The following is a 12,577-nucleotide window of genomic DNA, read 5'->3' as shown; positions in this document are numbered from 1 at the left end:
GGAACCAGACGCGAACTCAGGCCCGTTGTCCCATCAGGAGGGCCGGACATGGATGAATGGATCATCTGGGTAATCCTCGCGGTAGTCCTCGGCGTGGCCGAAATCTTCACCCTCACGGCCTCGCTCGGGTTGCTGGGCGCGGCGGCACTCCTTACCGCCGTCGCCGCCGTCATCGGGCTGCCCGTCCCCCTGCAGTTGCTGTGCTTTGCTCTGTCGTCCGCCGCCGGCCTGATGGTGCTCAGGCCGATCGCGATGCGCCACATCAAGCAGCCTGCGCTGCAACGGTTCGGCGTGGAAGCACTCGTCGGCAAGCCCGCCTACGTGGTCTCGGAGGTGACGGGCCGCGACGGTCGCGTGCGCATCGGGGGAGAGGAGTGGTCGGCGCGCGCCTACGACGAGACGCTGGTGATCCCCACGGGGGCGACCGTCGACATCATCGAGATCGAAGGGGCGACAGCCCTCGTATATCCCCGGGAGTGACTCATGGATCCGCTGTTGCTGGTCGGACTGCTCGTCATACTCTTCGCGGTGTTCACCGTGCTCAAGGCGGTGCGGATCGTCCCGCAGGCGCGGGCCCGCAACGTCGAGCGCCTCGGCCGCTACCACCGCACGCTCAAGCCGGGTCTCAACTTCGTCATCCCTTACGTCGACCGCGTCTACCCCATGATCGACCTGCGGGAACAGGTCGTCTCCTTCCGGCCGCAGCCCGTCATCACCGAGGACAACCTGGTCGTGGAGATCGACACCGTCCTCTACTTCCAGGTCACCGACCCGCGGGCGGCGGCGTACGAGATCGCCAACTACATCCAGGCCGTCGAGCAGCTGACCGTCACGACTTTGCGTAACGTCGTCGGCTCCATGGACCTGGAGAAGACGCTCACCTCGCGCGACACCATCAACAGCCAGCTGCGCGGCGTGCTCGACGAGGCCACCGGCAAGTGGGGCATCCGCGTCAACCGCGTCGAGATCAAGGCCATCGACCCGCCCAAGACCATCAAGGACGCGATGGAGAAGCAGATGCGGGCCGAACGCGACAAGCGCGCCGCGATCCTCAACGCCGAGGGCCAGCGGCAGTCGCAGATCCTCACGGCGGAGGGTGACAAGCAGAGCCGCATCCTGCGTGCCGAGGGCCAGCGCACCGCCGCCATCCTGGAGGCCGAGGGCCAGTCGCGCGCCATCGACCAGGTCTTCCAGGCCGTGCACCGCAACGACCCCGACCCGAAGCTGCTGGCCTACCAGTACCTCCAGGTGCTGCCGCAGCTCGCGCAGGGCGACGGCAACACGTTCTGGGTGATCCCGAGCGAGGTCACCTCGGCGCTGCAGGGGGTCTCCCGGGCGTTCACGGAGGCCCTGCCCCGGTCGGCGGCGACGCGGGAGGAGGCGCCGGAGACGTCGGAGTTCGACGAGGAGGTGGCCAAGGCGTCGGAGGCGGCGGCCGAGGCGGTGGCGGACGCCCAGGACGCCGAGACCCCCAAGGGGCCCCGCCAGCTCACCCAGGGGGTCGAGGAGCCGTCCCCGTTCCCCGACCTGGACCGCGAGCACACCGAGGTCGAGCGCTGACACCCCGGACAGGCGCCCGCTGCGAGCCGGCGGGCGCCTGTGGTTGTCGAGGAGTGAGGTCTCAGGCTGACGGGTTCAGGCGATGACTTCGAACAGGTGGCGAAGTCCGTCTTCCCGATGTGCGGCTCGGGCCCGGCAGTTGAGCCTGACGAGCGCATCCGCCAGAGCGACATCCGGGTTTTCCGGCGGGATGTCATCCCCCATCCGGGTGCGCAGCCACTCGGAGATCTCGGCCCACGAGTAGAGGCGGATGTTGTCGGCCTCGATGAGCGGAGCCGGGAAACCGCCGGGACCTCGTTGTCCCGCGGCCAGCTGGCGCAGGCTGGCCTGCGTGCGCCCGCCGTGCCGGCGGGCGGCGTCTCCCAGCGTCACGCCGTCGTCCTCGCCGACGGCGATGGGCCAGAGACCGGGGACCGTCTTGATCTGGGCGATCACGGAGGCGATGGCGTCGAGCATGCTGTCGGCCTCGCGGTCGCACAGTACATAGATACTGCCGTCCTTGTCTCCGGAGACCGTGCAGTCATCCAGACCGGCCTCGAACAGAGCATTCAGCTCGTCACGGGTAGGTGCTCGGTTCAGAGTTACGCGGAAATCCCAGGTAATCATGACCTCTCCTCGTCCTTTGCGCACTCCGAGTGATTCTTGATCCATCGGAGAAGGCGCTTCGCGTGGTTGCCTGGGTTACGCGGCGTGCACCACACTGGCTGCGGCTCCTCGCCACAGATGCATTCGATCCACCCCCAGCAGTGACCGTTGTGGCTCTCCACCACGGTCAACGATGCGATCTTGCGCGCTTCCTTGAAGGCCGCGTTGATTTCGTTGTGCTGATGTCTTCCTCGACCAACCATGTAGCAACCTTGCAACAGTGTTACATGATTAGTACGGCGTTTCCAACCCTGGAACCCCTACTTTGTGTAGCTGATTGACTACACAATGTCGCTTTTGGGCCAAGCGGACATGGCGAGGGTGGCGATGTGGAGGAGGTCGGTGTGGGTGGCGCCGTCGCGGGACTGGGTGGACATGCCCTGGATGACGGCGGCGTAGAAGGTCGCCAAGCCCGCCGTGTCCGTGCCGGCCGGAAGGCGGCCCGCCGCCAGGTCCTCGTCGATGCGGGCCTTGAGTGCCGCCTTGCTCCCCTCCCTGAAGCCGCGTAGCAGCTCCTCGATCTCGGCGGACTCCGGCCCGCAGTTCACTGCCGCCGTGATGATCAGGCACCCCGTCGGATGCGAGCGGTTCGAATACTCCTCGGCGGTCTCGCGCAGCACGCGCTCGATGGCCTGGCGGCCGGTCGGTTCCTCGGCGAGGGCCCGGGTGGTGAAGGCGCCGTACGTCTCCTGGTAGCGCCGCACCGCCTCCTCGAACAGCCGCCGCTTGTCGCCGAAGGCCGCATACAGGCTGGGTGGGCGGATGCCCATGGCGGCGGTCAGCTCGGCGATCGAGGTCGCCTCGTAGCCGTGCCGCCAGAACGCGAGCAGCGCCGTCTCCAGCGCCGCCTCCCTGTCGAACGCCCGCTGTCTGGCCATGCCCCACATTCTATAGCGATCGCTATGTTATGGTTACTGTATCGATCGCTAAAGAAAGGTGGTTGCCGGGATGAAGACCGCGCTCGTGACGGGAGGCAGCAGGGGCATCGGCCGCGCCATCGCGCTCCGCCTGGCCAGGGACGGCTTCCGCGTGGCCGTCAACTACGCCAGGGACGAGGCGGCGGCCGAGGAGGTCGTCGGCCTGATCGGCAAGGACGGCGGCAGCGCGTTCGCCGTGCAGGCCGATCTGGGTGAGGGGAGCCAGGCGCTGGCGGAGCGGATGAAGGACGAGACGGACGTTCTCGACGTGCTGGTCAACAACGCCGGCATCGGCATGTCCCGGCGCATCGGCGAGGAGACCCCCGAGGCGTACGACCGGCTGTTCGAGGTCAACGTCAAGGGGCTGTTCTTCCTCACCCAGCAGTTGCTGCCGCTGATCCCCGACGGCGGGCGGATCGTCAACATCACCTCGGGCGTGGCCCGCATCGCCTTCCCGGAGGGGATCGCGTACGCGATGACGAAGGGCGCGGTGCAGGTGTTCACGCTGGCCCTGGCCAAGGAGCTGGGCCCGCGCGGCATCACGGTCAACAACGTCGCCCCCGGCATCATCGACACCGACACCAACGCGGGCTGGCTGCGCGGCGACCCGCAGGCGCAGGCGTACGCGGCGAGCAGGCACGCCCTCAACCGGATCGGCCACGTGGACGAGATCGCGAACGCGGTGGCCTTCGTCGCCTCGCCGGAGGCGAGCTTCATCACCGGCAGCACCATCGACGCCACCGGCGGCGGAAACCTCTAGGAGCCCCTCATGCCCACGGTCACCCACAGCTCGGGCGCCGTCCACTACCTGCGGGCGGGCAGCGGGCCCGGCCTCGTCATGGTGCACGGCACCGGCGGCGACGCCGTCAGCAACTACGCCCACCTCGTGCCGGAGTTCACCGATCTGCGCACCGTCATCACCCCTGACTACGCGGGCAGCGGCCAGACCGCCGACCCGGGCGGCGACCTCACGCTCGACCTGCTCGCCGGCCAGGTCGCGGCCACGTTCGAGGGCCCGTCCGACCTCGTCGGCTTCTCGCTGGGCGCGGCCGTGGCCGTGGCGGTCGCCGCCGAGCACCCGGAGCTGGTCAGGCGGCTGGTGCTGATCGCCGGCTGGACGCACGCGGAGGACTCCCGGCTGAGCCTGGGCCTGCGCACGTGGGCCAGGCTGGCGGAGACGGACCCGGAGAGCTTCGCCGCGTTCGGGCCGCTGGTGGCGTTCGGCCCGGAGTACGTGAGCGCGGTCGGCGCGCAGGCCCTCACCGCCGGGGAGCCGCCGCACGGCGTCCGCCGCCAGATCGAGCTGGACCTGCGCCTCGACATCAGGGACCTGCTGCCGAAGATCACCGCGCCCACGCTGGTCGTCGGCAACACCCGGGACTACCTGATCCCGGTCGAGCACGCCCGCGCGCTGCACGCCGCCCTGCCCGGCAGCGAGTACGCCGAGCTGGACAGCGGCCACGTCGTCCTGCACGAGAAACCGGCCGAAGTGACGGCCCTGGTCCGGGAGTTCATCACCCGCGTGGCCGCCGGCTGAGCGGGCTGGTTACGCTCCAGCCTCATGCAGACCAAGAATCTCGCCCTCACCGGGGCCGCCGCGTTGTGCGCGCTGGTCCTGGTGGCGCCCCCCGCGCAAGCCGGCGCCGCCTCGGTCACCGTCACGGTCGTGGGCACGTCCGACCTCCACAGCAACGTCCTCAACTGGGACTACTTCAAGGACGCCACGTACGCCGACAGCGCGGGCAACAGCGTCGGCCTGGCCAAGGTCTCCTCGCTGGTCAACCAGATCAGGGCCGAGCGCGGGGCGGACCGCACGCTGCTGTTCGACTCGGGTGACACCATCCAGGGCACCCCGCTGGCGTACTACTACGCCAAGGTCGAGCCGATCACCCAGACCGGCCAGATCCACCCGATGGCCAAGGCCATGAACGCCATCGGGTACGACGCCGTGACGCTGGGCAACCACGAGTTCAACTACGGTCTGCCGCTGCTGGCCACCTGGATCAAGCAGATGCGGGCACCGGTGCTCGGCGCGAACGCGGTCTACGACCGGACGGGGCTGCCCGCGTACAAGCCGTTCGTGATCAAGACCATGAAGGTCAAGGGCGACAAGCCGGTCAAGGTCGGCGTGCTCGGGCTGACCAACCCCGGCGTGGCCATCTGGGACAAGGCGAACGTCGAGGGCAAGCTCCGATTCACCGACCTGGTCGAGTCGGCCAGGAAGTGGGTGCCGGTCATCCGCGGGCTGGGCGCGGACGTGGTCGTGGTGACCGCGCACGCGGGCGACAACGGCCTGTCGTCCTATGGCGGTGACCTGCCGGTCGAGAACGCCTCCGCGATGGTGGCCGAGCAGGTGCCGGGGATCGACGCGGTGCTGTTCGGGCACGCGCACAACGACGTGCCGCAGCGCTTCGTCACGAACAAGGCCACCGGGCAGCAGGTGCTGCTGACCGAGCCGGGCAGGTGGGGCCAGCGCCTGTCGAAGCTGGACTTCCAGCTCACCAAGCAGCACGGCAGGTGGGTGGTCACCGGCAAGTCCGCCACCACGATCAACACCAACACGGTCCAGGAGGACCCCAAGATCGTCCAGCTGCTCAAGCCGCAGCACGACACGACCGTGGGCTACGTGAACAAGGTCGTGGCCAAGTCGGCGCAGGCGCTGTCGGCCGCGGAGTCGCCGTACAAGGACACGCCGATCCTCGACTACATCCAGCAGGTGCAGGTGGAGACGGTCAAGCAGGCGCTGCCGGGCAACACGCTGCCGGTGCTGTCGATCGCGGCGCCGTTCAGCCGCACCGCCGTCTTCCCCGCCGGCGACATCCGCGTCAGGGACGTGGCCGGCCTGTACGTCTACGACAACACGCTGCTGGCGGTCAAGCTGACCGGCGCGCAGATCAAGGACTACCTGGAGTACTCGGCCAAGTACTTCAACCAGCTCGCCCCCGGCGACCCGGTGGACGTGACCAAGCTGACGAACGCCGGCAACACCCCCGACTACAACTACGACCAGCTCTCCGGGGTGTCGTACGACATCGACATCTCGAAGCCGGTGGGCCAGCGGATCGCCAACCTGTCCTACGACGGCGCCCCGGTCCCGGCCGACAAGGAGTTCGTGGTCGCGATCAACAACTACCGGCAGTCGGGCGGCGGCGGCTTCCCGCACGTCACCGGCGCCCCCGTGCTCTACAACGCGCAGGTCGAGATCCGGCAGGCGCTGATCGAGTACGCCACCGCGAAGGGCACCATCGACCCCAGCGGGTTCGCCGTCCAGAACTGGAAGCTGACCAGGGACGGCGTCCCCGTCTTCTGACCCGCCGTCACAGATAGGACGGCCCCGTGACCCGGTGCCTGAACGTCCACCACACCCAGCCCTGCGCCGCCACCAGCAGCGGGATCAGGGTCAGGATCACCGGTACCAGCACGGGGCCGGAGGTGCCGGGCTCCAGCGGCAGCCGGAGCCCGGCCAGCAGCCCCACCGCCACCAGCGCGGCGGCCGTCAGCAGGTAGGTGCGGCCCTCGCCCGCCCCGCCCGACAGCACGGCCGCCCGCTCCCGCAGCGTCCCGTGCAGCCGCAGGGCCGCGAACGCCAGCCCGTGCGTGGCGAACAGCGCGGCCACCACCAGCACCGCCACCACCAGGGCGGGCGGCATGCCGACCAGCGGGTGGCTCAGCAGCACCCCCCAGCCCAGCGCCAGCCCCCAGCTCCCGGCCACGATCGCGCCGTCCCAGAACGTCTGCCACCGCGCCCCCGGCAGCCGCCCCCGCAGCCACAGCCCCATGTCACGCACGACCCACGACAGGACCAGCGCCACGACGACCGTGTAGTTGCCGCTCAGCAGCTCGCCCTCCAGCTCGGGGAACAGCCCGGCCAGCACGCCCGCCGTGGCGACCAGCCACACCTCGTTCCCCAGGAAGAACGGCGCGATGGCGGCGATCACCTCGCGGCGCTCGGCCGCCGACCTGCCCAGGTACGGCAGTACCATGCCGACCCCGATGTCGGCCCCGGCCAGCACGAGGTAGCCGAGCGCGAAGAAGGCCAGGACGAAGATCTCCATGACGGGCTCCTCAGAAGCTCAGTGCGGGGGCGGCGGGGGTGGCGGGGGCGCCGAGGGACTCCGCGCCGGGCCCGCGGCGGGCCTGCCTGGCCAGCAGCCAGTAGTTGATCGCGATCAGCACCGCGAACACCGCGGCGAAGGCCGTGATCGAGAAGCGCATCTGGGCCGCGGTCACCGGTGACATCGCGTCAGCCGTCCGCAGCAGCCCGAACACGGCCCACGGCTGGCGCCCCAGCTCCCGGAAGACCCAGCCGGACAGCACGGTCACGAACGGGACCGGGATCATCAGGGTCAGCAGCCAGTGCCACAGCCTGAACCCGCGTACGACGGGCCGGAAGAGCATGAGCACGAGGCTCAGCGCCGCGACCACGGTCATCACCAGCCAGAGCACCATCATCGTGATGCCCGCCGCCTGCACGGGGCCCACGGGCGGCAGGTAGTCGCCGGGGCCGTGCGCCGCCACCATCTGGGCCTGCGCCTCGGCCAGCCGGTCCATGTCGCCCGTCCACGCCGCCGACTTGGTCGGCTGCAGGGTCTGGAACGAGATCCCGCCGAAGGTCACGGTGAAGAACAGCGCGGGCAGCGCCACGCCGATCCCGATGCGCAGCGACTTGCGGAAGAAGTCCTGCTCGGCGGTGCGCTTGCGCAGGTGGTACGCGCTCACCCCGGCCATGAAGAACCCGCCGGTGATCATCGCCCCGCCCATCACGTGAAAGAACGCGAGCAGCGCGGCCGGATTGCCCACCATCGCCCCGAGGTCCACCAGCCGCAGCACGCCGCCGTCCAGCACGTGGCCGGCCGGGTGCTGCAGGAAGCCGTTCGCGACCATGATCCAGAACGCCGACGCGTACGCCGTCAGCGTCACGACCCAGATCAGCGCCAGGTGGGCCCACCGGTTCAGCTTGTCCCAGCCGAAGATCCACAGGCCCAGGAACGTGGACTCGACGAAGAACGCCACCAGCGTCTCGATGGCCAGCGCCGACCCGAAGACGTTGCCCGCGTACTCCGTGAGCCCGCTCCACGACAGCCCGAGCTGGAACTCCATGACCAGCCCTGTGACGATGCCCATCGCGTAGTTGATGATGTAGAGCTGGCCCCAGAACCGCGTCATCCGCAGGTGCACGGGCTCGCCGCTGAAGGTGGCCCTGGTCTGGATGACGGCGACCAGCGTCGCCAGGCCGAGCGTCAGCGCCACGAAGAGGAAGTGCGCGCCCGCCGTGAGCGCGAACTGCAGGCGGGCCAGGTCCACGGTGTCCATGCCCAGAGCGTCCCGGTACGGCTCCGCCCCCCGCGTCATGCCCGGGCGGCAACCTGGCGTACATCCCGGGTCGCACGAGCTCTCCCGGGCTACGACTCAGGGAGTAACCCAGCCCGGGACGATCATGCCGGCCTCGTAGGCGATGACCACGAGCTGGGCCCTGTCGCGTACCGACAGCTTGGTCATGATGCGGCTGACGTGCGTCTTCGCCGTGGCGGGGCTGAGCACGAGCCGGGCGGCGATCTCGTCGTTCGACAGGCCGCCGGCCACCAGCGCCATGACCTCGCGCTCGCGTTCGGTGAGCGCGTTCAGCTCGGGGCCGGGCTCGGGGCGCTTGACCCGGCCGGCGAACTCGGCGATGAGCCGCCGCGTGATCGACGGCGCGATCAACGCGTCGCCCCTGGCCACGACCCTGACGGCGTGGATCAGCTCGGCCGGTTCGGTGTCCTTGACCAGGAAGCCGCTCGCGCCGGCGCGCAGCGCGCCGTACACGTAGTCGTCCAGGTCGAACGTGGTCAGGATGATCACCTTGACGTCCGCGAGCCGGGGGTCGCCGGAGATCTGGCGGGTGGCCTCCAGGCCGTCGAGCTCCGGCATGCGGATGTCCATGAGCACCACGTCGGGGCGGTGCTCGCGGGCCGCGGCCACGGCCGCCGCGCCGTTGGCGGCCTCGGCGACGACCTCGAAGTCGTCCTCGTCGCTGAGTATGGACCGGAACCCGGCCCGTACCAGGGTCTGGTCGTCGGCGAGCAGTAGGCGGATCATCGAGCCCCATCCCCGAGCGGCAGCCGGGCGACGACGCGGAAGCCGCCCTCGGGACGCGGGCCCGCCTCCAGGGTGCCGCCGAGCGCGGTGGCGCGCTCGCGCATGCCCTGCAGGCCGAAGCCGCTGCCCCCGTCGTACGTGGCGCCCGGCCCATCATCTTCCACGCGGATCATGATATTTCCGGACGTGTTGTTGATTGTGAGGGTGGCCTGCTTCGCACCGGAATGGCGGGAGACGTTGGTCAGCGCCTCCCTGACGATGCGGGCGGCGGCCAGGTCCACCTCGGTCGGCACGGCGTCGAGCGGCCCCGACAGATCCGTGCGCACCTCCAGCCCCGACGCCGCGACCAGCGCGTACACCCGGGCCAGGCTGTCGGCGGGCGCGGTCGGCGCGTCCTCGTCCACCTGGCGCAGCACGCCCAGCGTGGTCCGCAGCTCGCGCAGCGTCTCCTTGCTGGTGTCCTTGATCGTCCGCAGCGCCGTCTCGGCGTCCTCCGGCCGCTTCTTGAGCCCGTGCAGCGCCGCCGCGGCCTGTACGTTGATCATGGAGATGTTGTGCCCGAGCACGTCGTGCAGCTCGCGGGCGATCCGCAGCCGCTCCTCGCTCGCCCGCCGCCTGGCCTCCTCCTCCTTGCCGTGCTCGGCTTCGAGCGCGCGCTGCTCGACCGCCTGAAGGTAGAGGCGGCGGCTGCGGGTGACGCTGCCGAACGCGACCGCCGCCACCTCCCAGCCGGCGATCATGAGGAACAGGCTGTTCTCGACGTGCCGGACGCCGCTGGTCTCGCCGAGCCCCATGCCCAGCAGCGACGCCGCCCCGATGGCGATGGCCGCGGTGAGGTGGCCCTTCTCGGCCGCGGTGTAGAGGTTGACGAACGGCAGGATGACGAGGGGCCCGTCGAGGCCCGCGTACCGGTAGTAGGCGGCGACGCAGGCCATCACCAGGAGCAGCGCCCCGACGGGATAGCGCTCCCGAAGCAGCAGCCCGCCGCAGGCGATGACCGGCAGCACCACGTCGAGGGCGTTGATCGGGGTCTGGCTCCTGGTCGCGTAGGTGATGGCCATGCCGACCAGCAGGCCCGCGAGCACGACGAGTGACACGATCATGCTGGTCGACGGCTTGCGCATGCCACCATTCTCGGGGGTAATCGCCGGGGCGCATCTGGGTAGAGCAGGTAAATGAGCACAAAGGACGATCTGCGGCAGGTGGAAGAGGACCTGGCCCGGTTGAAAGCCGAGAACCAGGACCTCCGCAACCAGACCCGCGACATGGGCGCGACCGACCAGGTGGAGATCTCGGCCATGATCAGCCAGGCGGACGAGCAGGAAGAGCTGATCGCTCAGCTCGAGCGCCGCCGCGACTCGCTGCTCAAGCGCCTTGAATCGGAAGGGGGCGCCTGAGCGCGGCGCCGACCTCGTGCAGGTGGCGGAGTGCCTGCCCGTACGACTCGACCAGGCCGGTCTGGAGGTAGTCGACGCCGATCTCCGCGCAGTACCGCTCGACGATCGGCTGCGCCCTGCGCAGATTGGGGGCCGGCATGTTGGGGAAGAGATGATGCTCGATCTGGTAGTTGAGCTGGCCGAGCGCCACGTCGGTGAACAGGCCGCCCCGCACGTTCCGGGAGGTCAGCACCTGCTTGCGGAGGAAGTCCAGCTTGTCCTCCGCGGTCAGGATCGGCATGCCCTTGTGGTTGGGCGCGAACGTGCTCCCCAGGTAGATCCCGAACAGCCCCTGGTGCACGATCAGGAACAGCAGTGCCTTGCCGACCGGCAGGATCGTGAAGACGAGGCCGAAGTAGAGCACGAAGTGCGTGACGAGCATCGTCAGCTCCGGGCCGCGCCGCTTGGCCTCCGGCTTGAACAGGGCCTTCACGCTGGCGATGTGAAGGTGCCAGGCTTCGAGCGTCAGCAGCGGGAAGAACCAGTAAGCCTGATATTTCGCGACAAATCGCGGTAGGCCGTTGCTTCTGGCGACCTGATCCTCCGACCAGACGATCACGGCGGGGGAGACGTCGGGATCGTGGTCCTCGTGGTTGGGGTTGGCGTGGTGACGGTTGTGCTTGGTGGTCCACCAGCCCCAGCCGAGCCCGATGCCGAGATTGCCGATGATCAGGCCCGCGATGTCGCTGGGCCGCCGGGTCCTGAAGACCTGCCGGTGACCGAGATCGTGGGCGAGGAACCCGAGCTGCGCGAAGACGACCGCCAGCGCGACTGCCACGAGGAGCTGCAGCCACGAGTCGCCGAGCCAGATGAACAGCGCCCAGCCGCCGAGGTAGACGGCGGCCATGATGGTCATCCTGATCGCGTAATAGAAGGGACGCCGGTCAAGGAGACCGGCGTCCGTGATCTGACGGGCTAGTCGGGCGAAATCGCTGCCTCTGGTGTCGAGCTTGCCGGGACTGGCCACGGGTCTCCTTACGAGTGCGAGGTAGGTGACCCTAACCTTTGCGCATCGGGGACGGATCCGGAAGCATAGGCTTTCCGAAGTGGTCTACGCCGATATCCCGCTTACGTCCGAAATCCGTGCAGTCGTGGCCCTGACCTGGGGCATCACGGGGAACGGAGAACGGCTGCACGGTGGCGAGGAGTCCGCCGCGTACCGGCTTGACGGCCATGCTATCCGCGTCGGACCTGTGGGTCGGACTGTCGCCGAGTCCGAATGGTGCCACGCGATCGCCCGCCACGCCGCCGGCACGCTCCCGGAGGCCGTCGCACCCGTGCCGGCCCCCGACGGGGCGACGGTCGTCATGGTGGCGGGCCGCCCGATCTCCTGCTGGCCGTACGTCGAGGGGAGCTGGCCGGACTCCGACGTGCCCGCCCAGCGCGCGGCGGGCGCCCGCCTGCTGGCCAGGCTGCACGAGTCGCTGGCCACGTTCCGCCCGCCGCCGCGTCCGGTGCCCGCCTTCCAGGAGTCCGGCCTCTACGGCGGCCTGCCCCAGGACGCCCTCGAACTGGACGACCCCGCCCTCGACCGCTGGCTGGCGGAGTTCCACGCCCGCCACCCGCTGCGCCACCCCCTCCACGGCGACTACTACACCGGCAACACCCTGGCCAGGGACGGCGGCATCGTGGCGGTGCTCGACTGGGACGAGGCCTTCGTCGGCGCCCCGGAGGTGGAGCTGGCCGCCGCCGCGCTCGAATGGGGGGACGACGAGCTGGGGCCGAGCCGGGAGTTCGTGGAGGCGTACCACGAGGCCGGGGGCACCGCCGGAGAGCTGGACGAGGAGGCGCTGGCCCAGCTCATCAGGCACAAGCTCCGCAGGGAGTACGCCTACTTCCACAAGGCCGTGCGCGCGGGGGTGCGGCACGACGCGGACGACCTCGAATACCACCGCGACCGCGTGGCGCTGTTCCACCGATTGCGTCCCTGAACGGGTCTGG

14 protein-coding genes are annotated in these 12,577 nt (G+C 69.6%); 7 read left to right on the top strand and 7 right to left on the bottom strand.

The window, feature by feature from the left end; genetic code table 11:
* Nucleotides 1-48: 48 nt before the first annotated feature.
* Both HD596_RS09585 and HD596_RS09580 read left to right on the top strand, forming a co-directional pair.
* Nucleotides 49-480 (top strand): NfeD family protein, encoded by a 432-nt coding sequence (locus HD596_RS09585; protein ID WP_185068919.1) that lies wholly within the window; start codon nucleotides 49-51, stop codon nucleotides 478-480.
* Nucleotides 481-483: 3 nt separating this feature from the next.
* Nucleotides 484-1,560, top strand: coding sequence for an SPFH domain-containing protein (locus tag HD596_RS09580; RefSeq protein ID WP_185068918.1), 1,077 nt, complete (start codon nucleotides 484-486; stop codon nucleotides 1,558-1,560).
* Nucleotides 1,561-1,635: 75 nt separating this feature from the next.
* On the opposite strand, the gene HD596_RS09575 is transcribed toward HD596_RS09580, so the two are convergent.
* Together HD596_RS09575 and HD596_RS09570 are read right to left on the bottom strand one after the other, a co-directional pair.
* Nucleotides 1,636-2,166 (bottom strand): hypothetical protein, encoded by a 531-nt coding sequence (locus HD596_RS09575; protein WP_185068917.1) that lies wholly within the window; start codon nucleotides 2,164-2,166, stop codon nucleotides 1,636-1,638.
* Between the two features lie 320 nt (nucleotides 2,167-2,486).
* Nucleotides 2,487-3,083 carry a TetR/AcrR family transcriptional regulator gene (locus HD596_RS09570; RefSeq protein WP_185068916.1) on the bottom strand — a complete coding sequence of 199 codons (597 nt, stop codon included), beginning with the start codon at nucleotides 3,081-3,083 and terminating at the stop codon, nucleotides 2,487-2,489.
* 70 nt (nucleotides 3,084-3,153) lie between these two features.
* Between HD596_RS09570 and HD596_RS09565 the strand changes: the two genes are divergently transcribed.
* Genes HD596_RS09565 through HD596_RS09555 form a run of 3 tightly spaced genes read left to right on the top strand, consistent with a single transcriptional unit; the run spans nucleotide 3,154 to nucleotide 6,432 of the window.
* On the top strand, nucleotides 3,154-3,882 hold the full coding sequence (locus HD596_RS09565) for an SDR family NAD(P)-dependent oxidoreductase (protein WP_185068915.1): 729 nt from the start codon (nucleotides 3,154-3,156) through the stop codon (nucleotides 3,880-3,882).
* A 9-nt stretch (nucleotides 3,883-3,891) separates the two neighbouring features.
* A complete protein-coding gene (locus HD596_RS09560; protein ID WP_185068914.1) occupies nucleotides 3,892-4,659 on the top strand; it encodes an alpha/beta fold hydrolase in 768 nt (255 codons plus the stop codon).
* 24 nt (nucleotides 4,660-4,683) lie between these two features.
* Nucleotides 4,684-6,432, top strand: a complete 1,749-nt coding sequence (locus HD596_RS09555; protein WP_185068913.1) for a bifunctional metallophosphatase/5'-nucleotidase — start codon at nucleotides 4,684-4,686, stop codon at nucleotides 6,430-6,432.
* A gap of 7 nt (nucleotides 6,433-6,439) precedes the next feature.
* On the opposite strand, the gene HD596_RS09550 is transcribed toward HD596_RS09555, so the two are convergent.
* Genes HD596_RS09550 through HD596_RS09535 form a run of 4 tightly spaced genes read right to left on the bottom strand, consistent with a single transcriptional unit; the run spans nucleotide 6,440 to nucleotide 10,324 of the window.
* Nucleotides 6,440-7,177: a cytochrome d ubiquinol oxidase subunit II gene (locus tag HD596_RS09550; protein WP_185068912.1), complete on the bottom strand. Its 738-nt coding sequence runs from the start codon at nucleotides 7,175-7,177 to the stop codon at nucleotides 6,440-6,442.
* 10 nt (nucleotides 7,178-7,187) lie between these two features.
* A complete protein-coding gene (locus HD596_RS09545; RefSeq protein WP_313043415.1) occupies nucleotides 7,188-8,474 on the bottom strand; it encodes a cytochrome ubiquinol oxidase subunit I in 1,287 nt (428 codons plus the stop codon).
* A gap of 57 nt (nucleotides 8,475-8,531) precedes the next feature.
* Entirely contained in the window at nucleotides 8,532-9,200 is a 669-nt protein-coding gene (locus tag HD596_RS09540) for a response regulator (RefSeq protein WP_185068911.1), read from the bottom strand.
* On the bottom strand, nucleotides 9,197-10,324 hold the full coding sequence (locus HD596_RS09535) for a sensor histidine kinase (RefSeq protein ID WP_246554246.1): 1,128 nt from the start codon (nucleotides 10,322-10,324) through the stop codon (nucleotides 9,197-9,199). The genes HD596_RS09540 and HD596_RS09535 overlap by 4 nt, the downstream gene beginning before the upstream one ends.
* Nucleotides 10,325-10,375: 51 nt before the next feature.
* Here HD596_RS09535 and HD596_RS09530 point away from each other — a divergent pair, with 51 nt between their 5' ends.
* Nucleotides 10,376-10,597, top strand: a complete 222-nt coding sequence (locus tag HD596_RS09530; protein WP_185068910.1) for a hypothetical protein — start codon at nucleotides 10,376-10,378, stop codon at nucleotides 10,595-10,597.
* Here HD596_RS09530 and HD596_RS09525 read toward each other — a convergent pair.
* Nucleotides 10,566-11,492, bottom strand: a complete 927-nt coding sequence (locus HD596_RS09525) for a fatty acid desaturase family protein (protein WP_185078379.1) — start codon at nucleotides 11,490-11,492, stop codon at nucleotides 10,566-10,568. The two genes, HD596_RS09530 and HD596_RS09525, sit on opposite strands and share 32 nt — an antisense overlap.
* A gap of 136 nt (nucleotides 11,493-11,628) precedes the next feature.
* Here HD596_RS09525 and HD596_RS09520 point away from each other — a divergent pair, with 136 nt between their 5' ends.
* On the top strand, nucleotides 11,629-12,567 hold the full coding sequence (locus HD596_RS09520) for a phosphotransferase enzyme family protein (protein ID WP_313043414.1): 939 nt from the start codon (nucleotides 11,629-11,631) through the stop codon (nucleotides 12,565-12,567).
* Nucleotides 12,568-12,577 lie beyond the last annotated feature (10 nt).

It is taken from the genome of Nonomuraea jabiensis (assembly GCF_014204795.1).
Lineage (GTDB): Bacteria > Actinomycetota > Actinomycetes > Streptosporangiales > Streptosporangiaceae > Nonomuraea > Nonomuraea jabiensis.
The sequence above is the reverse complement of the archived record's forward strand: the minus strand, read 5'-3'. Positions and strand labels throughout refer to the sequence as shown.

Coding starts and splice junctions, on each gene's coding strand:
- HD596_RS09555 (WP_185068913.1), top strand. CDS start 4,684: ATGCAGACCAAGAATCTCGCCCTCACCGGGGCCGCCGCGTTGTGCGCG.
- HD596_RS09535 (WP_246554246.1), bottom strand. CDS start 10,324: ATGCGCAAGCCGTCGACCAGCATGATCGTGTCACTCGTCGTGCTCGCG.
- HD596_RS09525 (WP_185078379.1), bottom strand. CDS start 11,492: ATGACCATCATGGCCGCCGTCTACCTCGGCGGCTGGGCGCTGTTCATC.
- HD596_RS09570 (WP_185068916.1), bottom strand. CDS start 3,083: ATGGCCAGACAGCGGGCGTTCGACAGGGAGGCGGCGCTGGAGACGGCG.
- HD596_RS09585 (WP_185068919.1), top strand. CDS start 49: ATGGATGAATGGATCATCTGGGTAATCCTCGCGGTAGTCCTCGGCGTG.
- HD596_RS09560 (WP_185068914.1), top strand. CDS start 3,892: ATGCCCACGGTCACCCACAGCTCGGGCGCCGTCCACTACCTGCGGGCG.
- HD596_RS09530 (WP_185068910.1), top strand. CDS start 10,376: ATGAGCACAAAGGACGATCTGCGGCAGGTGGAAGAGGACCTGGCCCGG.
- HD596_RS09550 (WP_185068912.1), bottom strand. CDS start 7,177: ATGGAGATCTTCGTCCTGGCCTTCTTCGCGCTCGGCTACCTCGTGCTG.
- HD596_RS09545 (WP_313043415.1), bottom strand. CDS start 8,474: ATGACGCGGGGGGCGGAGCCGTACCGGGACGCTCTGGGCATGGACACC.
- HD596_RS09540 (WP_185068911.1), bottom strand. CDS start 9,200: ATGATCCGCCTACTGCTCGCCGACGACCAGACCCTGGTACGGGCCGGG.
- HD596_RS09580 (WP_185068918.1), top strand. CDS start 484: ATGGATCCGCTGTTGCTGGTCGGACTGCTCGTCATACTCTTCGCGGTG.
- HD596_RS09565 (WP_185068915.1), top strand. CDS start 3,154: ATGAAGACCGCGCTCGTGACGGGAGGCAGCAGGGGCATCGGCCGCGCC.
- HD596_RS09575 (WP_185068917.1), bottom strand. CDS start 2,166: ATGATTACCTGGGATTTCCGCGTAACTCTGAACCGAGCACCTACCCGT.